Raw genomic sequence first — 18,636 nt, forward strand, 5'->3', positions numbered from 1 at the left:
TCCTCGCGCTTGACCAGGATCGGCAGCTCGTTCACCAGGCTCGCCGCCAGGGCGTTCACGCCGGGGCCTCCCACCGCGACGACCGGGCAGAGGTGGAAGATCCGGTTCTGGGCGAACCAGGCGTCGGACACCACCAGCCCCGAGCGGAACGGCCGGCCTCCGCCCCTCCGGTCGATCTCGGCCTTGAGCCGATAGGCGAGCGGGCGGTCGTTCATCTCGGCGGGCACGTCGATGCCCGTCACGATGAGCACCGTGTCGTCGGTGTCGACGAGCTTCACGGCTGCGCCGGCTGCGGGCTGGCTGGCTGGGGTGGCTGGTGCTGCTGCTCGTGCTCCTTCTCCTTGCGCGCCCGGATCTCCCGCACCGCCTCGCGGAAGTCCTCCTCCGTCTGCGCGCGCGCCGCCGCCCGCAGGATGTCGGCCCGCATCGCCATGTAGGCCTGGTTCGCGCGCGCTTGGTCGATGTTGCCCTGCGGCGTCGAGAGGAACGCCAGCACCGCCGTCGGGATCGTGAAGTCGCCCAGGTGGATGCCCTTGGAATCGATTCCGTATGTCTTGCCGCCGACGCGGAAGGTCCAGGGCTTCGACACGTAAGGGTCGGCGTTGGGGTCGGGCGACGGGTTCTTCTCCATCGAGTCCGCCAGCTGCCGCATCCGCACCGCCACGGCCGAGTCGATGCGGATCTCCCGGCTCGCCGTCCCCGCTCCCGCTCCCGTTCCCGTCTCCGGATCCACCCAGGGACGCCCGTCGCCGAACTGCGGCGTGTAGTTGATGACGCCCCGGACGCCGCGCCCCGACCCGGACCGCGGCCTGGCGACCGCCACCACGGCGGTGTCGCGACCGCCGGCGCCGGTCCTCGCGGCCGGCATGCCGCTGTCGGCCGCTGCGGGCGGCGCGAGCACGGCGGGCGCCGTCACCGCGGTGGCGCGGCCGGCCGCCTCGCCCTCACCCGCGCCGCGCCGGGCGGGTGCCGAGGGCAGGTAGAGGACGATCCGCCGGGTGCTGTCGCCCGGCTCGGCGCCGGTGAGCACCAGCCGCCCGCGGGACGCCGGGCCCCCGAGGTGCCACGACATGCTCGATTCCACCAGCGCCGTGAGCACCACGAAGTGCGCCGCGATGGACGCGACCAGCCACCACCGCGGCCACGCGCCGCCCGTGGGGAGCGTGAACGCTTTACGCTCGCGCAAGCACCCGACCCATCCGCTCCGCCGCCTCGACGAGCCGTTCCTCGCCGACGGTGAGCGCGACCCGGAAGTACCCCTCGCCCGACGCGCCGAACCCGCTGCCTGGCATCACGATCACGCCTTCCTCCTCCATCGCCATCCGCGCGAACTCCGCCGACTTGAGCCCCTCGGGCAGCGGGACCCACAGGTACAGGGTGGCCCGCGGCGGGGCGACCTCGAAGCCGGCCGCGGTCAGCGCCTTCACGGCGGCGTCGCGCCGCGCCGCGAACCGCGCCACCGCCTCGCGCGCCACCGCCTCGGCCTGGTCCAGAACCGGGACCGCCGCCTTCTGGACCGCGAGGAACGGCCCGGTGTCGTGATACGACTTCACGGTCGTCAGGGCCCCGATCAGCTCGCGGCCGCCCACCGCCCAGCCCAGCCGCCATCCCGTCATCGTGAAGGTCTTCGAGCACGAGTGGAACTCGACCGCCACCTCGCGCGCGCCCTCGATCTCGAAGATGCTCGGCGCCCGGTATCCGTCGTAGGTGATCTCGACGTAGGGGTTGTCGTACGCCAGGACGATGCCGTGCTCGCGGCACACCGCCACCGTCCGCTCCAGGTAGTCGAGCGGCGCGACCGCTGCCGTCGGGTTGTTGGGATAGTTCAGGTAGACCAGGCTCACGCGGCGCAGCACGTCGCGCGGCAGCTCGCCCAGCTCGACCAGGAAGTCCGCGTCCGCGCGCAGGGGCGCGACGTGCGCCTGGCCACCCGACGCGATGGCCCCGCCGATGTAGCACTGGTAGCCCGGCTCCGGCACCACGACGACGTCACCGGGATTCGTGGTGGCCAGCGCGAAGTGGGCCAGGCCCTCCTTCGAGCCGAGGAGCGGCAGCACCTCCGTCATCGGGTCGAACGCCGTGCCGAAGCGGCGCCGGTGGTACCGCACCACCGCCTCGCGGAACGCCGGCAGGCCGAGCTGGAAGCCGTACTTGTGCATCGCCGGGTCGCGCAGCGCATCGGTCAGCGCCTCGAGCGCGAGCGCCGGCGGCGGCTCGACGGGGTCGCCCGCGCCCACGTCGATCACGTCCACGCCCCTGGCGATCAGCTCGCGCTTCAGGCGCGGAATGTGAGCCAGCGGATAACCCGGAAACATCCCCACGCGCCTGGCGATGTGCGCCACGAGTCGTCTCCCCGTCCCGCGAAGGTCGGCTGCGGGGGCGGCCGGCTGACGCTCCCACGCGCCCCGGCCGCGCAGACCTTGATACCCCGCTGCTCTGCAAATGTACGGCCTCGAGCCGCAACCCAAAACCCGGTCGTCCGCGGCGCTTGCGCGGACCCCTGCAATTACCGCATCTTGGCGTCGCATTGCCACCAGCCTTGCGGCGATCACCCATGGCTCCAGAGGCAGACGCGACCCGGCCACCCCCGCTCGCCCGCGCCTTCGCGGCGCTCGTGGCGGCCGTTCTCGCGGTCACGTTCGCCGTGCCGTACCTGCTGCCGCACGCCTCCGCCCTCGCCGTCGCCGCGATCGACGCCGCCATCGTCGCGACCGTGGCGGCGGGGCTCGCCTGGCGGCTGATCGTCCGCCCCCTCGGCGCGGCCGCCGTCGCCGGCCACGCCGACGCGGGACCGCGGCGGGCGGCCGAGCAGGCCCTGCGCGACTCCGAGGAGCGCTACCGCCTCCTGTTCGACGCCAATCCGACGCCGTTGTATCTGTTCGACCCCGTGACGCTGCGGTTTCTGGCGGTCAACGAGGCGGCGATCCGCCAGTACGGCTTCACGCGCGAGGAGTTCCAGCGGATGACCGTGGTCGAGCTCCGGCCGGCCGAAGACGTGCCGGCGCTGATGGAGCACTTCGCGGCGCCCGCCGCCGACGGGGTGCGCCGGGGGCGGTTCCGGCACCGGCGCAAGGACGGCACCGTGTTCGAGGTGGACGTGGTCGCCCACGCCATGGACGTCGGGGGGACGTCGACCCGGCTGGTGATCGCCACCGACGTGAGTGAGCGCACCGACCTCGAGCGCCAGCTGCGCCAGGCGCAGAAGATGGAGGCGGTCGGCCAGCTCGCGGGCGGGATGGCGCACGACTTCAACAACCTGCTCAGCACCATCCTGACCACGGCCGAGTTGATGGGGGGTGAGCTGCCGGCGGATTCGGCGCTCCGCGACGACCTCGAGACCATCCGCACCGCGGCCGGCCACGGCGCGACCCTCACCGCCAAGCTGCTCGCGTTCAGCCGCCGCAAGACGCTCGAGTACCAGACCCTGGCGGTGGACGAGCTGCTCGCGGACTTCGGGCGGGTGGTGCGCCGCCTGATCCCGGAGAGCATCGAGCTGACGCTCGCGCTGGGCGCCGCCCAGGCGCGGATTCACGCCGACCCGGGGGCGGTGGAGCAGATCGTGATGAACCTGGTCACCAACGCGCGCGACGCGATGCCGGGTGGCGGCACCCTCACGATCGCCACCGCGCGCACGACCATGGACGAGGACTTCACCCAGAGCCACGCCGGGACGCGCCCGGGCGACTACGTCGTGCTGTCGGTCCGGGACACCGGGGCCGGCATGGACACGGACACGCTGCGCAAGGTGTTCGAGCCCTTCTTCACCACCAAGCCGGTGGGCGTGGGCACGGGGCTCGGGATGTCAATGGTGTACGGGCTGGTGAAGCAGCACCAGGGATACGTGGACGTGGCGAGCCGCGCCGGCTCCGGCACCACGGTGACCGTCTATCTGCCCGTGGTCGAGGGGGCCGTGGCGCCGGCGGCGGCCGAGGAGCCCGCGCGCGCGGGGGCCAGCGCGGGCGAGACGATCCTCCTGGTCGAGGACGAGCCGGCCCTCCGGCGCGCCGCGACGCGGGTGCTCGCCAAGTCCGGCTACCGCGTCCTCACGGCGGGGGACGGCCGCGACGCGATCGACCTCCTGGAGCACGAGCCGCGCGTGGACCTGGTCATCACGGACGTGGTGATGCCGCGGCTCGGGGGGAACGAGCTGATCCGCGAGCTGCGGGAGCGCGGCCGCCACGTGCGGGTGCTGTTCACCAGCGGCTACCCGGGCCGGGGAGACGAGCGGGAGGAGATGGAGCCCGGGTTCCCGTTCCTCACCAAGCCGTGGACGATCCCGGAGCTGCTGGGCGCGGTCCGCGCGGCGCTCGACGCGCCGGCGCCCGGCGCGGCTAGCGCACCGCGGACCTGACCGGGTTCCGCAGCACCCCCACGCCCCCGACCTCCACCTCGACGACGTCGCCGTCGGCCAGCGGGCCCACGCCGCCCGGCGTGCCGGTGGCGACGAGGTCGCCCGGCTCGAGTGTCATCACCTGCGAGATGTAGGCGACGAGATCCGCGATGCCGAAGACCATCTCGGCCGAGCGGCCCCGCTGACGCTCGACGCCGTTGACGCGGCACCGCACCTCGAGGCCCGCCAGGTCGAAGTCCGCCGCCACCACGAGCAGCCGCGGGCCGACCGGGCAGAAGGTGTCAAATCCCTTGGCGCGGGTCCACTGGCCGTCGGCGTTCTGGAGATCGCGCGCCGTCACGTCGTTGACGCAGGTCACGCCGGCGATGGCGGCGCGCGCCGCGGCCGGGCTCCCCCGGCACAGCCGCGACCCGATCACCACCCCGATCTCGCCTTCGTGCTCGACCTGGCGCGACGCGTCCGGCAGGACGATCGCCTCGCCGTCGCCGATGACGGCCGACGGCGGCTTGAGAAACAGCAGCGGCCGAGCGGGCACCGCATTGCCGAGCTCCGCGGCGTGCGCGGGGTAGTTGCGGCCCACACAGACGATCTTGCCGGGTCGTTTCACGTCTCACCCCTCACGGCTGGAAGCGAGAGCAGTGAGCGGTGAGGGGTGAGAGGTTCAGGTGAGAAGTGAGAAGCAACGACGTGAGCGGTTCAGGTGAGGGGTCAGAAGCAACGACGTGAGAGGTGAGACGCGAAAGGCGTGAGAAGTCGCCGACCCCGCCCTCTCACGCATCACCGCCTCTCACTTCTCACCTCTCACTGTCCCCTCGCACTTCTCCCCCCTCACTTTCCCTTCTCACCTCTCACCTCTCACGCCCTCCACACCATGCAGCTCAAAGAACTCCTCGATCTCACCTCTCAACTGGTCCCACGGCCCAATCACCCGCGCCGCCTCCGGCAGCCCCTCCAGCAACGCCCCCCCGTACCGCTTGCGCAACACCCGGGGATCCAGCAGCACCACCACGCCCACGTCGCTCCGCGAGCGGATCAGCCGCCCGAACCCCTGCTTGAGCTTGAGCCCCGCGAGCGGCACCAGGTACTCGTTGAACGGGTCGCCGCCCGCGGCCTGGATCACCTCGCACCGCGCGGCGGTGAGCGGCTCGGTGGGCACGCGGAACGGGAGCTTGGCCAGGAGCAGCGCGCGCAGGGCGAAGCCGGGCACGTCCACGCCCTCCCAGAACGAGTCGGTGCCGAGCAGGATCGCCGAGCCGGCGTCGCGAAACCGGCGCAGCAGCTGGTCGCGGGGCGCATCGCCCTGGACCAGCAGGGGCCAGCGGCCCGCCACGTCGGCGCGGCGCCGGAGCGCAGCCGCGGTCTCGCGCAGCGCGCGGTGGCTGGTGAACAGCACGAACAGGCCGCCGTCGGAGGCGCGCGCGAGGTCCGCCGCGATCTCGGCCACCCGGGCGCCGTGGGCCTCCACGTCGTCGCGCGGCTCGGGGACGTCGTCGGGAATGGCGAACAGGCACTGGTCGCGGTAGTTGAACGGCGAGGGGAGCACCTCGCGCGCGCCGGCGCACGCCGGCGGCCGGTCGATCCCCAGCCGTCCCGCCAGGAACTCGAACGACCCGCTGGTCGCCAGGGTCGCGCTGGTCAGCACCACGGTCTCGACGCGGTCGAACAGCAGCTCCCTGAGGATCGGCGCGAGCTCGAGCGGCACCGCCGCCAGCGCCACGTGCGTGCCGCCGCGGCGCTCGATCCACCGCACCAGCGACGCGCCCGGCGGCGGCCGCAGCGCGGTGCGGAGTGCGTCCCGCGCGCCCTCGAGGCGGCCGGCGATGCCCTTGAGCTCGCCCAGCAGCGACTGGATGCGGTCCGACGGCTCGGCCTCGCCGGCGAGCCGGTCCGTCAGCGCCAGCAGCGCTTCCCGCAGCAGGCCGAGCGCGCCGCCGAGCCCGTCGAGCGCGTCGCCGAGACCGGCCGTCCAGACGGGATCGTCGGCGAAGTCGTCCGCGAGCCGCACGACGTTGTCCGTGCGGCCGGCGAGGAAGGCGTCGAGCAGCCGGAACAGCGCCTCCGCGGTGCGGCGCGCGTCGGCGAGCGCGGGCGCGACCCGGGCCTCGAGCACCTCCGTCGCCGCCTCGCGCAGCAGCTCGCCGGCGTCCGTGGCGAGCGCGCCCCGCAGCGCGGGCAGCACGCCGCGGCTGCCGCGCTCGAGCCTGGACAGCAGCCGCTCGACGCCGCGGGAGGTGACCTGCGCCCCCAGGTGCTCGCCGGCCGTATCCTCGAGGTGGTGCGCCTCGTCCACCACGACCCGCCGGTACGGCGGCAGCACGGCCGCTTCCAGCCAGTTGCCCGCCGCGCCGCGCACCGCCAGGTCGCTGGCCAGGAGGTGGTGGTTCACGACCACCACGTCCGCGTCCGCCGCCGCGCGGCGGGACGCGAACACGAAGCACCGCTCGAAATGCGGGCACCGCAGCCGGGTGCACAGGTCCGACTCGGCCGCCACCTCGTCCCACAGCTCCGGGCTGGGCGTGAAGCTGAGGTCCGACAGGCTGCCGTCGGCGGTGTGCGAGGCCCATTTCCCGATGGCCTCCAGCTCGTCGCGGCGGTCGGGCTCGAGCAGCGTGCCCACGCTGCGCGCCGCCTGCTCGAGCCGGCTCAGGCACACGTAGTTGCGCCAACCCTTGAGCAGCGCGAAGCGCACCGGGCGGTCCGCGGTCCCCAGCGCGCGCCCCAGCAGCGGCAGGTCCTTCCCCACCAGCTGCTCCTGCAGGTTGATCGTGTTGGTCGAGACGATGGTGCGCTCGCCGTTCGCCACGGCCCACTGGATGGCGGGCACCAGGTAGGCGAAGCTCTTCCCGACGCCGGTGCCGGCCTCGAGCAGCGCCACCCCGCCCTCGTTGTAGGTGTCGGCCACGTAGGCGGCCATGTCGCGCTGGCTCTGGCGGTCCTCGTGGAAGCCGAGCGCGCCCGCGACGGGGCCGCCGGGCGCGAGCAGCGCCGCGACCGCCACCGGGTCCAGCGCCTCCGTGGTGCGCGGCTTGGGGACCTCCACCACGACGTACAGCGCCGTGGCCCCGTTGTCCACGATCCCGAAGCCCACGCCGCCGTCGTGGAGGCGCACCGCCACGTCGAGGTCGGCGTTGGACGGCTCGAGGAGCCCGCTGGGGTGGTTGTGCAGCACCATCTGGCCGCGCGCCGCCACCCCCGGCAGGGCGAGCACCGAGTCCACCGTGCCGCGCGCCACCGGCTCCGCGCGGACCACGGTGCCGTCGGGCGCCAGGTCGGCGACGAACGACACCTCGCGGCCGCCGGCCGAGGCGATCGCCTGCGCGATCGCCTCGCGGGCGGCGGCGCCGAGCCGCCCGCCGGTGGCACGCGGGCCCGGGCCGGATCGAGCGGGCGGCGCGGCGGACGCCTCCGCTACCCGTCCGCTTTCGTCCGGCGCGGTCACGTCTTGAGTTCGCGCTTCCTGGCGGCCGGAAACAGCACGTTGTTCAGGATCAGCCGGTAGCCCGGGGACGTGGGGTGCAGCGACAGGTCGGTGGGCGGCGCGCCGATCTGGTGCTGCGGGTCTTCGGGGTCGTGCCCGCCGAGGTACGTCCAGGTCCCCCTGCCGAGGTCGCCATGAATGTACTTCACCCACGGCGCCCCCGGCTCCTCGGCCAGCACGACGTCGGCGGGCTTGAGGGTGCGGCGCGTGAAGCTCGTGGTGACGCCGTAGAAATCCGGGATCACCTGCCGGTGGCACTGGACCAGCATCGTGTACGCGGGATCGATCTTGGCGCTGAAGTTGAACAGCTCGAAGGCGCCGAGCGGCTGGCGCAGCGCCGGGTTGTTGACCTGGTGGCCGTCGATATCGGAGAAGACCGGGATCGCGGGGTTCTGCTCCAGGTGCGCGTCCCGGCACGCCATCGCGCGCGACCAGTCGAGCTTGGCGTCGGCGTCCGGGTCCATCGGCGTGCCGTCGGCGAAGGCGGCCGCGATGTCCACGTCGTGCGCCGCCAGCGCCAGCTCCAGCGTCTCCGTGGCGGTGCACATCGCGAACAGGAAGCCCCCGTTCTCGACGTAGGACCGGAGTCGCTCCGCCACGGCCTTCTTGAGGGCCGGCACGGTCGCGAAGCGCTGCTGCCGCGCCGTGGCCTGGTCGGCCGCGACCATGTCGTTCAGCCACGACGCCCCGGCGTAGGTGAGGTAGAACTTGGAGTCCTGGCCGGTGAAGTCCTCGTGGTGCAGGTGCAGCCAGTCGAAGGCCGTGAGCCCGCCGCCCAGGACCTCGGGATCCCACACGCGCGTGAACGGGATGTCGGCGTACTGCAGCGCCATCGTGACCGCGTCGTCCCACGGCGGCGCGAACGGCGGCGCGTAGATCGCGACCCGCGGCGCGCGCTCCAGCACGACGGCGTCCATGTTGTTCTGCTCGATCGTGCCGCGGATGGTCAGCAGCTGGCTGTCGTCCACGCCCTCCACCGCGACGCCCGCCAGCGTCGTGGCGCGGCGGACCGCGCCGTCGTCGGGCACGAGGAACGAGCCACCCCGGTAGTTCAGCAGCCACTCGGTGTGCCCGCCGCGCCGCACCGCGTCGTACGCGATGCCGTACGCCTTGAGGTGGTTGGTCTGCGCGTCGTCCATCGGCACCAGCAGCAGCGAGCCGTCGCGCGGCGCGGCGCCGCCCCGCCCGTCCGCGACCGGCGGCAGCGCGCGGGCCGCCCGCGCGCCCGCCAGCCAGCCGAGGGCGCCGCCCACCGCCCGGAGAAACACGCGCCGCTTCACGGCACCATCCCTCGTACCCGGTCCAGCTCGCGGCGCGCCTCGGGCACGAGGGCGCTCTGGGGATGGCCGAGGATCATGCCCTCGAGCCGCGCCCGGGCGCCGCGCAGGTCCCCCCGCCGCTCGAGTGCGCGGGCGAGCGCCAGCTCCGCCGCGGGAGCCACCCCGGAGGCGGGGAACCGCTCGGCGACCTCACGCCACAGCGCCTCGGCGCCCGCCGCGTCGCCGCCCGCGGCGGCGAGCCGCGCGGCCCACAGGAGGAGCGCGGGCTCGCCTTCGCCGCCGACCTGGCGCGCGATCGGCACCAGGGCGCGCGACGACGCCGCGGAGTCGCCGCGCACCGCCAGCAGCAGCGCCGCGCCGAGCGCGGGCAGCGTGTCGCGCCCGACCGCGTCGAGCAGCGCGACCGTCGCGGCGCGCTCCGCGGCACCGTCCGCTTCCCCGCCCGCCGCGCCCGCGCCCGCCAGCGCGTCCCGCGCGGCAGCCAGGTGGCCGCGGCACAGCTCGACCCAGCCGCGGATCTCCAGGGCGTCGAGCGACCCGTCGTCCTCGATCGCGGCGCCGGCGCTGTCCACCTCGCCGCGCCGCAGCCACCCGAGGGCGATGCGGCGGCCCAGCGCCTCCCGCTCCGACCCGGTGAGGGCGGCGGAGTCCGTCGCCAGCTGCTGCGCCGCTCCGCCCGGATCGCCGGCCCGCACGGCCAGCTCGATCATCACCGCGATGGCGGCCGAGCGGTCCGCGGGATCGGCCTCCGGATCGGTCGCCAGGGGACGCAGCAGACGCCGCGCCGCGGCGGCATCCCCCGCGGCCGCGTAGGCCCGGGCACTCTCCACCCGCGTCGCGACCGCCGCCGCCGCCGGCTCGATCTGCGCCAGCATCTCGTACGCCTGTGCCGCCGCGCGCTGCGCCGCAGGCCCCGCCACGGTGCGCGCCCGGTCGGCGAAGGCGCGGAGCGCGTCCGCCGCGAGCGGCCCGGGAGGCGGAAGCTCGGAGCGCAGCAGCGCCCAGGCCCGCGCGGCCTGGTCCCAGCCCAGGAGCAGGTCCGCGGCGAGCCGCCGGCCGTCGCTCACCCCGGCCCCCGGCGCCGTCAGCGTGGCGAGGATGTCGTCGCGCGTGCCGGCCGGGGCCGGGCGGAGACTGAAGGCGGCGGCCCCGGCCACCTGCGGCTCGGCGGTCACCCCCGCCCGCCACTCGGCGGCAGCCCGCATCCAGTCGCCGGTGGCGACGTCCACGCGTGCCATCTCCGGCGCGAGCAGCGCGGGGCTGCGGAACCGCTCCCGCGCCCGCTCCACCGCCGCGCGCGCCTCGTCCACGCGCCCCGCCGCGAGGCTGAGCTGTGCCCACTCGCGGTAGGGCAGCGGGCTGCGCGGGTCGGACGCCAGCCACCGCACCAGCGCCGCCGCCGCCAGGGAGTCTCGCCCCAGCGCCCGCAGCCCCCGCACCTCGACGCCGCGGGCCGTGTTGTCGGTCGAATCCCGCGCGATCGCACGCTCCGCGTACGCCACCGCCGAATCGCGCCACCCCACCTGCTGGCCCACCCGCTCCAGGCCCAGCAGCGCGATGGGGTTGTTGGGCTCCGCGCGGAGCGCCGCCGCGTAGAACCCCGCCGCCGAGCCGAGGAAGCCCTGCTGCTCCAGGTCCAGGGCCTGCATCACCGCCGTCTGGCCGGCGGCGCCCGCCGGCAGCAGCACCAGGAGCCCGGCCGCGAGGCTAGCGATCCTGTGCATTGAGCCGCTCGAAGTAGTCGAGGACCATCGCCCGCTCGACCGGGGAGAGCGCCTTGAGCTGCTCCCACGTGGGCGGCGGGTAGCGGAGCGCCGCCTCGCGCGGGACGACGGCCGGCGGCAGGTGGGCCGGCTGCTCGCGCGCCGTCTCGCTGCGACGCTCCGGATCGTTCTCCTGGTCGTTGCGCATCGTGCGCCCGGCATCGAGCAGGTGGCGGTACAGCTGCTGCTGGCGCTCCAGGGTCGCCCGGTCGAAGTGACCCGACTCGAGCTGGTCGGCCAGGCGCCGCGCCTCGGGCGCGAGCTGCTCGGGACGGCCGGGCAGACCGAGGCCCCCGAGCCGTTCCAGCTCGTTGGCCAGGGCCCGCTGGCGCGCGGCGAGCGCCCGCAACTGCAGGAGCACCGCCTCCTGGGCCCCGCCGGCGCCGAGCATCGGCAGCAGCCCGCCCAGCTGGTCGTTCAGTGCACCCTGGCGCCCCGCCAGGTCCGCCATCCGCTGCAGCGCCTCGGCCAGGCCCGAGCCCGACTGGGACCCGGCCACGTCCCGTCCGGCCTGGCGGATCTGGAACGCCGCGGCCGCCAGCGACTGCGCCGCCGCCTCGGCGCCCTGCGCCGCCTGGTCCGGGTCGGCGCGCGGCCCCTCCAGCGCGCGCCGCGACTGCTCGATCTGCGCGCGCGCCTGGCCGAGCGACGCCCCCAGCCGCGGAGAGACCAGTGCGTTGGAGCCGGACGCCTGCGCGAGCTGGCGCGCGAGCTGGTCCACGCCCTGCTCGAGCGACGACTGGCGGCCGCCCATCTCCCCCGAGCCTTCGCCGCGCCGCAGGGCGGAGGCCGCCTGCTGCTCCTCGAGCGCCAGGGCGACGGTCTCCGCCTCCGCATCGTGGAGCTGCTTCACGACCTGCGCGCGCCACGCCGACGACATCTGCTGCCGGCGCTGGCGCAGCGAATCGGCCACCGGCTGGAGGGCACGCGCGGCGCCCTCGGCCTGCCGCTGCGCCGAGTCCTGCTGTCCGCCGGACATCGAGCCGGCGGCCTCGGACATCTGGCGCGAGGCCTCGGCGACCTGCTGCGCCGCGCGCTCCACGGCGGCGGCGGTGGCGGTGTCGGCCCGCTGCCGCAGACGCGGGCCCAGGGCGGCGAGGCCCGATCCCAGCGTGTCGGCCTGCCGGTCCAGCGCGCGCTGCTCCCGGGCCGCGGCCGCCGTGTCGCTCCCCCGGTGCTCCGGCGCGCGGGCGGCCCACTGCTGCTCGGCGCGCCGCAGCTCGTCGGCGTGCTGCGCGTACGCCTCCATCGATCCCTCCAGCGCTGCGCGCTCGAACAGCTCGGCGCTGCGCTCCAGCTCGCGCCTCAGATCGCGCTGCGCGTCGGCCAGGTGCCGGAGCGCCTGCTCCACGGCCCGCGGGTCGAGATGCTCCAGCGCCTGGCGCAGCTCCTCCAGCCGCGAGGCCATCTCGGGGGTGATGGCCTGGGTGAGGAGCGAGTCCAGCTCCCGCAGCCGCTGCTGCCACGCCGGATCGTTGAGCCCGGCGTCCTCCGAAGCCCGCGCCACCTGCGCCAGCTCCTGGCGGAGCGAGTCCGCGCGCGCCACGAGCCGCTGCTGCTCCTCCCGGATCCGGCCGGCCTCCTGCGCCTGCTCGAACGGCAGCGCGCCCGCGCGCGGCGCGCTCCCGGCCGGCGAGGTCGGCGCCGTCTGCTCCGCGCCCGCCGAGTCCGCGCTCCGGTTGCGCTGCGCCGCCAGGTCGGCGGTGCGACGGCCGAGGGCCGCCTGGTCGCCCGCGAGGTCCGACGCCGACGCGGCCAGGCTGTCCACCCCGGCCCGCACGGCCTCCCGGACCTCCTCGAGCGTGCGGAGGCGGATCGCGTACTCGCGACTCACGCCCACGTGCGGCACGCTCGCCCGGTCCACCGCGCGCGCGAACAGGCGCAGCGTGTCACCCGGCAGCAGGCCGCGGCCGTTGATGTCCAGCAGGAGGCTCTGCACCACGTGATCCGCGCCGGCCACCCCCGGCAGCGTGTCCACGACGCGGCCGGCCGCGTTGCCGAGGCGGCTCACCTTCCAGCTCACGACCTCGACGCGGCCGAGCGCGTGGTCGTCGCGGGCGTCCACGACCAGCGGGAGCCGGAGATCGAGCGGCGCGGTGGTGTCGGACCCCGGCACCGGAAGGCCGACGACCGGCGCGCTGTCGGGCACGGCGCGCACGTTCACGACCGGCAGCGGTTCCGGGAACGGCTCGCCACCCTCGTCGGCCAGCGCGAGCCGCCACGCCGCCGTGCCCCGCACCACCAGCTCGCCGCGGAACGTCTGCCCCGAGGCCGCCAGCGCCACTCGCTCCGGGCCGTCGGCGAGTGCCGCCGCTCGCACCGGCCGGGAAGCGGCGCCGCGGATCCTCAGCAGCGTCCCCATCGGCACGAGCACCTGGCCGGAGTCCGACGGCAGCGTCTCGTCCTGACGCTCGAGGTACGCGGGGTAGTGCGCCTCGACGGAGAAGTCGGTGACCATGGCGGGCTCGACGACGCCCACGCGCACCGTGTCCGACACCCCGCGGCCCGCGGTTGCGAACACCCAGGTCGGCGCCGTGACCGCGGCGAGCCGGCCCGCGACGCGGCCGGCGCCCGCCGCCGCGGCGGGGATCTCGTGCCACGTGTCGCCCGTCTCGCGCACGTGCAGGTGGATGCGCTCCGGCGTGCTCGAGCGCGCCTCCACGGTCACGGTGCCGCCGCGCCGCACCTCCCGGGGCGACACCACGATCGCGACCTTCGGCGCGAGCGACGCGCGCAGGGTCCGCAGCGGCGACGCCAGCTGCGCCGCGGCGTCGCCCGCCACGACGAAGCCGACCGCGGCAACCCCCGCGGCGACCGCGCAGGCGGCGGCCCGGATGCCGACCCGCCGCCCGAGGTCGCGGACCGTCGCCGGCGCCCATGCGGCGCCGCCCGCGGCCGGCAGCACCCGCGCCAGGCGGCGCACCGCGCTCGCGACCAGCGCCGCCGACGTACCCGCCGGACCCGCCGATCCGGCGACGTCGACCGCGCCCACCAGCGCGCCGCGGCGCAGGGCCTGCTCGCGCTCCACCAGTGCGGCCGTCTCGCGCAGTGCCGCGAGCGACGCGGCCCGGCCCCGGGCGGCGCGCCACAGCGCTTCGCCGACGAGGCCCAAGGCGGCCGCCCACACCGCCAGCGGCACCCAGCCGAGCCGCCAGAACAGGCCGGCGCGGCCGGCCAGCGCCGCCGCCGCCATGAGGGCCAGCGCCGCCGCGAGCGCGCCGAGGACCCGGGCGGCGCCGCGGCGCCGCGCCACCACGGCGCGCAGCGCGGACAGGCCCTGCAGCAGCTCGCTCACGGGCCGGCGCCCCCGGTCACGGCGTAGACGAACAGGTTCACCCCCATCCGCAGCGCCTGCTCGCGGATCGGGGCCGGGTCGTGGTGCACCTCCGGATCCTCCCACCCGTCGCCGAGGTCGGACTGGTAGGAGTAGTAGAGGGCGAGGCGCGGACCGAAGAAGATGCCGAAGCCTTGCGCCGGCAGGCCGTCGTGCTCGTGGATCTTCGGAATCCCGTGCGGGAACTCGTACACGTTGTGGTAGATGGGGTGCGTGAGCGGCACCTCCGCGAACGGCCGGTCCGGGAAGGCCTTCGCGATCTCGCGACGGATGGACTTGTCCATCCCGTAGCAATCGTCGGCGTGCAGGAACCCGCCGGCCTCCAGGTGCGCGCGGAGCGAGCGCACGTCGTCGGCCGACCAGAGCACGTTGCCGTGTCCGGTCATATAGAGGTAAGGCACGTCGGGAAGCGCCGGGTCGGTGAGCCGCACCACCCGCTCCCGGTCGGCCGTCTGGAGGGTCGTGCGCTCGCGGATCGCGCGCAGCAGGTTGGGCAGGCTGGAGGGATTGCCGTACCAGTCCCCTCCGCCGTCGTAGTGGACCCGCCCGATGGTCAGCGGGACCACGGAGTCACCGGCTCAGCAGGCGATAGGCGTCGCGGCGGGAGATTCCTAGGCGTTGGGCCAGCTCCTTGGCGATGGCACCCGGCGCGCCGCCGTCGGCCCGCAGGGCGGCCACGAGCTCGCGCGCCTCGTCCTCGTCGGGCGCGGCGGGGCTGGGCTCGGCCGCTCCGCGAGGGGCGCCGCCGACCACCACCGTCACCTCGCCGCGCGGGGGGTGCTCCTCGTAATACTGGGCGAGCTGGCCAGCCGTTCCGCGCCGGATCTCCTCGTGGATCTTGGTCAGCTCGCGGGCCACCGCGGCCGGCCGGTCGGCGCCGCAGGCCGCGACCAGGTCCCGGAGCAGGGCGGTCGTGCGGTTCGCCGCCTCGTAGCAGACCGTCGTCCAGCTCTCCGCCGCGATGCGCTGCAGCAGCGCCGCGCGCGCCGTGCCCTTCCGGGGCAGAAACCCCAGGAACAGGAAGCGGTCGGCCGGGAGCCCCACGGCGGCGAGGGCCGCGATGACCGCCGCCGGCCCCGGGATGGGCACCACGCCGACGCCCCGCTCGTGGGCGCGGGCCACCAGGGCCGCGCCCGGATCGGAGATGGCCGGCGTGCCCGCGTCGGTCACGTAGGCGACGTCCTCGCCCGCCGCGACGCGGTCCAGCAGCCGCTCGATGTCCTCGACCTGGCTGTGGGCGTGCAGGCTCACGACTTCCCGGACGACCTCGTAGTGCCCGAGCAGCCGCCGGGTCCGGCGCGTGTCCTCGGCGGCCACCACGGCCACCCGCCGCAGCACCTCCAGGCCCCGAAAAGAAAAATCCCCCAGATGACCGATGGGGGTGCTCAGCACGAACAGCGTTCCGCCTTTCACCACTGGACGCGCCATGGCAGCTTGTCGAAGAACCCCACCGCGTTGAGGGCGAACCGGTGCTCGCGACCCGACTGCCGCACCAGCCGCGGCGCGCTCTGGGGCGCGAGCACCTCCAGCTCGGAGAGCAACTCCCGCGTCCAGGCCGCGACCCCCTCCGCGAGGGCGGCCGGCTCGACGACCGGGTCCGGCCGCTCGGCGCCGCGCAGGCCGCCCACGAAGGCCAGCACGTCGTACTTGGGCACGAGACGCTGGCGCACCCGCTCGGCCCGCTTGGTGCCTTCCCCCGGCGCCTCGCCCTCGATGAGCTCGGTGAGGTCCCACACGTAGCTACGGAACATCGCGATGAGCGCGGGCGCCGCCTGGACCGGCAACGGCCGCGGCAGATCGTAGAGCTTGACCGCGATGGCGGGGAGCGGCTCCGGCGGCGTCGAGGTAAACAGCCGTGCGACGTAGCTCAGGGCCGGCTCGTCCGGACCCCGCGCGGCGTAGAAGCCCGAGACCACCCTGCCGGCACTCACCGTCAGGTAGTTCACCCGTCCGTTCGAGATGAGCTCGAGCAGCCCGGACCACTGCCGCTCCAGCAGGGCGGCGAAGATCGTGTCCGGGCTCTTGGCCTCGATCTGGATGGCCAGCGGCGCCTGCGCGCACGAGCCGTAGATGGCGGCCAGCAGGTCGGGCGCGGCCTCGTGGAACGCGATCTCCCCGCGCTCCGCCCCGGCCTCGATCCGGCGCAGGGCGTCGCCGAGGGCCACGGTCGTGCGGCCCGCCGACGTCAGCACCGCCGCGTTGACCAGCTCGCCGCCGAGGAAGAAGAGCACCACCACCTCGTCGGGCAGGTAGGCGACCAGGTAGGCGTCCACCTTCCCGTCGCGGTCGCGCTTGCTGAAGGCGATGAGGTTCTCGAGCGCCACGTACGGCGCGCGGGTCCGGGCCAGCAGCGCCCGGCCGCGGGGAAACTCCAGACCCCACAGGCGGGTCGACGTGTCGGTCAGGACGGCGGACGAGGCACGCACGGGCTAGATGTGCTGGGTGATCTTCCCGAGCAGGTGAGCCTTCGGCACCGCCCCCACGACCGTGTCGACGTGCTTGCCACCCTTGAAGAACAGCAGCGACGGGATCGAGCGCACGTTGAAGCGCATCGGCGTCTGGGTGTTCGCGTCCACGTCCATCTTGGTGATCTTGAGCTTCCCGGCGTATTCGTCGGCGATCTGGTCCAGGATCGGCGCGATGACGCGGCACGGTCCGCACCATTCCGCCCAGAAGTCCACCAGCACCAGGCCGGGGTGCTGCTCCACCTCCGCCTGGAAGTTCCCGTCCGTCACCGCCTGCGCCTGCGACCCTGCCATGACATCCGGCTCCCGGTTAGAATGTGCGCGTGCTCCCGCCCGAGATGCAGCGTGCTCCCGGCGTCCGGCTCGCCCATGTCGGCGTGGCGGTGCGGAGCCTCGAGGAGGCCATCGGTTTCTACCGCGACGTCCTCGGTTTGGTGCCCGGCCCCAGCCAGACGGCCGACGGCGCCACCCTCGTCGTGGTGCCGGCCGGCGGCGTGGACGTCGAGCTGCTGGCCTCGGCCGATCCCGGGACCCCCATCGGCAAGTTCCTCGCCCGGCACGGCCCCGGCATTCATCATCTGTGCTACCACGTCCCCGACCTCGAGCAGGCCCTCGCGCGCTGCCGGGCGGCCGGCTACCGGCTGATCGACGCCGCGCCCCGGCCCGGCGCCGATGGCCGGCGGGTCGCGTTCCTCCACCCGAAGGCGACGGCAGGCATCCTGCTCGAGCTGACGGACTAGGGACGCGTACGGGCGTTCACAGCGGGCATCAGCGGCTCGAGGTCGATCCTGGCGACGAGCCACCCGCCGGCGGACTGCGGTGCCACCGTGAACGGCACGGTCGCCCGCTTCTCGCCCTGGAACAGCACCAGCTTCAGCACCCGCCAGGTGTTCTTGTCGGGCGCGGCCTCGGTGCTCACCACCCGCGACGAGTCGGACACGAGCAGGTGCTGCATGATCGTGATCATCGAGTCGCGGCGGGCCGCCTGCCGGGACCAGGTGACGGTGCTCGGGCCGCGCTCGTCGCCGAACAGCGCCGCCATCCGGTCGTGGTCGTTGGCGTTGACGGCGGCGAGAAACTGCCCTACCGTCGCCTCGGGGGACGCGGGCGCGGGGGCCACGACGACCCGCCGGCCGCCGCAGGCGGCGACGGCACCGAGGGACACTACGGCGCAGAATCGGAGTGTGGGGGCCACGAGCAGCGAAGCTAACGGGCGCCCGGGGAGCGAGCAAGCGTGAGACTGTACGTCAACGTCGACCACGCGGCCACGGTGCGCCAGGCGCGCCGGACCGACGAGCCCGACCCGGTCCGGCTCGCGGTCCTGGTGGAACAGGCGGGCGCCGACGGCATCACGGTGCACCTGCGGGAGGACCGGCGCCACATCCAGGACCGCGACGTGGAGCTGCTGGCCCGCACGGTCCGGACGGTGGTGAACCTCGAGCTCGCGGCCGCGGACGAGATCGTCGCCATCGCCGGCCGGCTGAAGCCGCACCAGGCGACCCTGGTGCCGGAGCGCCGCGAGGAGATCACCACCGAGGGCGGCCTGGACTGCGTGGCGGGCGCCGCGCGCCTGAAGGGGGCGCTGACCCGTCTTGCCGCGGCGGGCGTGCGGACCAGCCTGTTCATCAGCCCCGATCCCAAGGCGGTCGCGGCGGCGGCGGCGCTCCATCCGGTGGCGGTGGAGCTGCACACGGGCCGCTACGCCGAGAGCTGGCGCACCGGGGACGCGGCCCTGGCGGACCTGGCGGCCGCCGCACGGCAGGCCCGCGGGCTGGGCCTGGCGGTGCATGCGGGCCACGGGCTCACCTACGAAAACGTGGGCCCCGTCGCGGCGCTGCGCGACGTCGAGGAGCTGAACATCGGGCACAGCATCATCAGCCGCGCCGTATTCGTGGGCATCGAGCGGGCGGTGCGCGAGATGCGGGAGCGAATTGACCGCGCCCGCGCCGCGTCATAGCTTGGCGC

At 74.9% G+C, this 18,636-nt stretch carries 16 protein-coding genes; 3 read left to right on the forward strand and 13 right to left on the reverse strand.

From position 1 onward, the window contains the following. From VMF70_01535 to VMF70_01545, 3 genes are all read right to left on the reverse strand, one after another. Window positions 1-278 (reverse strand): hypothetical protein (locus tag VMF70_01535; protein ID HTT66687.1); only part of this gene is annotated, 278 nt, incomplete at its 3' end. Next, a complete protein-coding gene (locus tag VMF70_01540) occupies window positions 275-1,186 on the reverse strand; it encodes a hypothetical protein (GenBank protein ID HTT66688.1) in 912 nt (303 codons plus the stop codon). The genes VMF70_01540 and VMF70_01535, both read right to left, overlap by 4 nt. Then, a complete protein-coding gene (locus VMF70_01545; protein HTT66689.1) occupies window positions 1,173-2,342 on the reverse strand; it encodes an aminotransferase class I/II-fold pyridoxal phosphate-dependent enzyme in 1,170 nt (389 codons plus the stop codon). The genes VMF70_01540 and VMF70_01545 overlap by 14 nt, the downstream gene beginning before the upstream one ends. A 212-nt stretch (window positions 2,343-2,554) precedes the next feature. Here VMF70_01545 and VMF70_01550 point away from each other — a divergent pair, with 212 nt between their 5' ends. Continuing rightward, window positions 2,555-4,351 carry an ATP-binding protein gene (locus VMF70_01550; GenBank protein HTT66690.1) on the forward strand — a complete coding sequence of 599 codons (1,797 nt, stop codon included), beginning with the start codon at window positions 2,555-2,557 and terminating at the stop codon, window positions 4,349-4,351. Here the strand turns inward: VMF70_01550 and VMF70_01555 are convergent. The 9 genes from VMF70_01555 to trxA form a co-directional block, all read right to left on the reverse strand. After that, window positions 4,332-4,958, reverse strand: a complete 627-nt coding sequence (locus VMF70_01555) for a fumarylacetoacetate hydrolase family protein (GenBank protein ID HTT66691.1) — start codon at window positions 4,956-4,958, stop codon at window positions 4,332-4,334. The genes VMF70_01550 and VMF70_01555 overlap by 20 nt on opposite strands. A gap of 234 nt (window positions 4,959-5,192) precedes the next feature. After that, entirely contained in the window at window positions 5,193-7,790 is a 2,598-nt protein-coding gene (locus VMF70_01560) for a helicase C-terminal domain-containing protein (GenBank protein HTT66692.1), read from the reverse strand. Further along, the gene (locus tag VMF70_01565) at window positions 7,787-9,109 is read right to left on the reverse strand and encodes a hypothetical protein (GenBank protein ID HTT66693.1); all 1,323 of its coding nucleotides are present in this window, start codon (window positions 9,107-9,109) and stop codon (window positions 7,787-7,789) included. The genes VMF70_01560 and VMF70_01565 overlap by 4 nt, the downstream gene beginning before the upstream one ends. Next, window positions 9,106-10,833 (reverse strand): hypothetical protein, encoded by a 1,728-nt coding sequence (locus VMF70_01570; GenBank protein HTT66694.1) that lies wholly within the window; start codon window positions 10,831-10,833, stop codon window positions 9,106-9,108. The genes VMF70_01565 and VMF70_01570 overlap by 4 nt, the downstream gene beginning before the upstream one ends. Then, the gene (locus tag VMF70_01575) at window positions 10,817-14,167 is read right to left on the reverse strand and encodes a hypothetical protein (GenBank protein ID HTT66695.1); all 3,351 of its coding nucleotides are present in this window, start codon (window positions 14,165-14,167) and stop codon (window positions 10,817-10,819) included. The genes VMF70_01570 and VMF70_01575 overlap by 17 nt, the downstream gene beginning before the upstream one ends. Then, entirely contained in the window at window positions 14,164-14,772 is a 609-nt protein-coding gene (locus tag VMF70_01580) for a DUF4159 domain-containing protein (protein ID HTT66696.1), read from the reverse strand. The genes VMF70_01575 and VMF70_01580 overlap by 4 nt, the downstream gene beginning before the upstream one ends. Window positions 14,773-14,776: 4 nt before the next feature. Further along, complete coding sequence (gene rsmI / locus VMF70_01585) at window positions 14,777-15,634, reverse strand: 16S rRNA (cytidine(1402)-2'-O)-methyltransferase (GenBank protein ID HTT66697.1); 858 nt, start codon at window positions 15,632-15,634, stop codon at window positions 14,777-14,779. Beyond that, window positions 15,616-16,632, reverse strand: a complete 1,017-nt coding sequence (locus tag VMF70_01590; protein HTT66698.1) for a hypothetical protein — start codon at window positions 16,630-16,632, stop codon at window positions 15,616-15,618. The genes rsmI and VMF70_01590 overlap by 19 nt, the downstream gene beginning before the upstream one ends. A gap of 3 nt (window positions 16,633-16,635) precedes the next feature. Continuing rightward, a complete protein-coding gene (gene trxA / locus VMF70_01595; GenBank protein HTT66699.1) occupies window positions 16,636-16,965 on the reverse strand; it encodes a thioredoxin in 330 nt (109 codons plus the stop codon). A gap of 29 nt (window positions 16,966-16,994) precedes the next feature. On the opposite strand from trxA, the gene mce reads away from it, so the two are divergent. Continuing rightward, window positions 16,995-17,411 carry a methylmalonyl-CoA epimerase gene (gene mce / locus VMF70_01600; protein HTT66700.1) on the forward strand — a complete coding sequence of 139 codons (417 nt, stop codon included), beginning with the start codon at window positions 16,995-16,997 and terminating at the stop codon, window positions 17,409-17,411. Here mce and VMF70_01605 read toward each other — a convergent pair. Next, window positions 17,408-17,836 (reverse strand): hypothetical protein, encoded by a 429-nt coding sequence (locus VMF70_01605; GenBank protein ID HTT66701.1) that lies wholly within the window; start codon window positions 17,834-17,836, stop codon window positions 17,408-17,410. The two genes, mce and VMF70_01605, sit on opposite strands and share 4 nt — an antisense overlap. Window positions 17,837-17,905: 69 nt before the next feature. Here VMF70_01605 and VMF70_01610 point away from each other — a divergent pair, with 69 nt between their 5' ends. Then, the gene (locus VMF70_01610; GenBank protein ID HTT66702.1) at window positions 17,906-18,628 is read left to right on the forward strand and encodes a pyridoxine 5'-phosphate synthase; all 723 of its coding nucleotides are present in this window, start codon (window positions 17,906-17,908) and stop codon (window positions 18,626-18,628) included. The last annotated feature ends 8 nt before the right edge of the window (window positions 18,629-18,636 follow it).

This window comes from Gemmatimonadales bacterium, from assembly GCA_035502185.1.
Taxonomy (GTDB): domain Bacteria; phylum Gemmatimonadota; class Gemmatimonadetes; order Gemmatimonadales; family JACORV01; genus Fen-1245.

Bases quoted from the DNA above. Each gene is read 5' to 3' on its own strand.
- VMF70_01550 (HTT66690.1), top strand. From the start codon at position 2,555: ATGGCTCCAGAGGCAGACGCGACCCGGCCACCCCCGCTCGCCCGCGCC.
- VMF70_01570 (HTT66694.1), bottom strand. From the start codon at position 10,833: ATGCACAGGATCGCTAGCCTCGCGGCCGGGCTCCTGGTGCTGCTGCCG.
- rsmI (HTT66697.1), bottom strand. From the start codon at position 15,634: ATGGCGCGTCCAGTGGTGAAAGGCGGAACGCTGTTCGTGCTGAGCACC.
- trxA (HTT66699.1), bottom strand. From the start codon at position 16,965: ATGGCAGGGTCGCAGGCGCAGGCGGTGACGGACGGGAACTTCCAGGCG.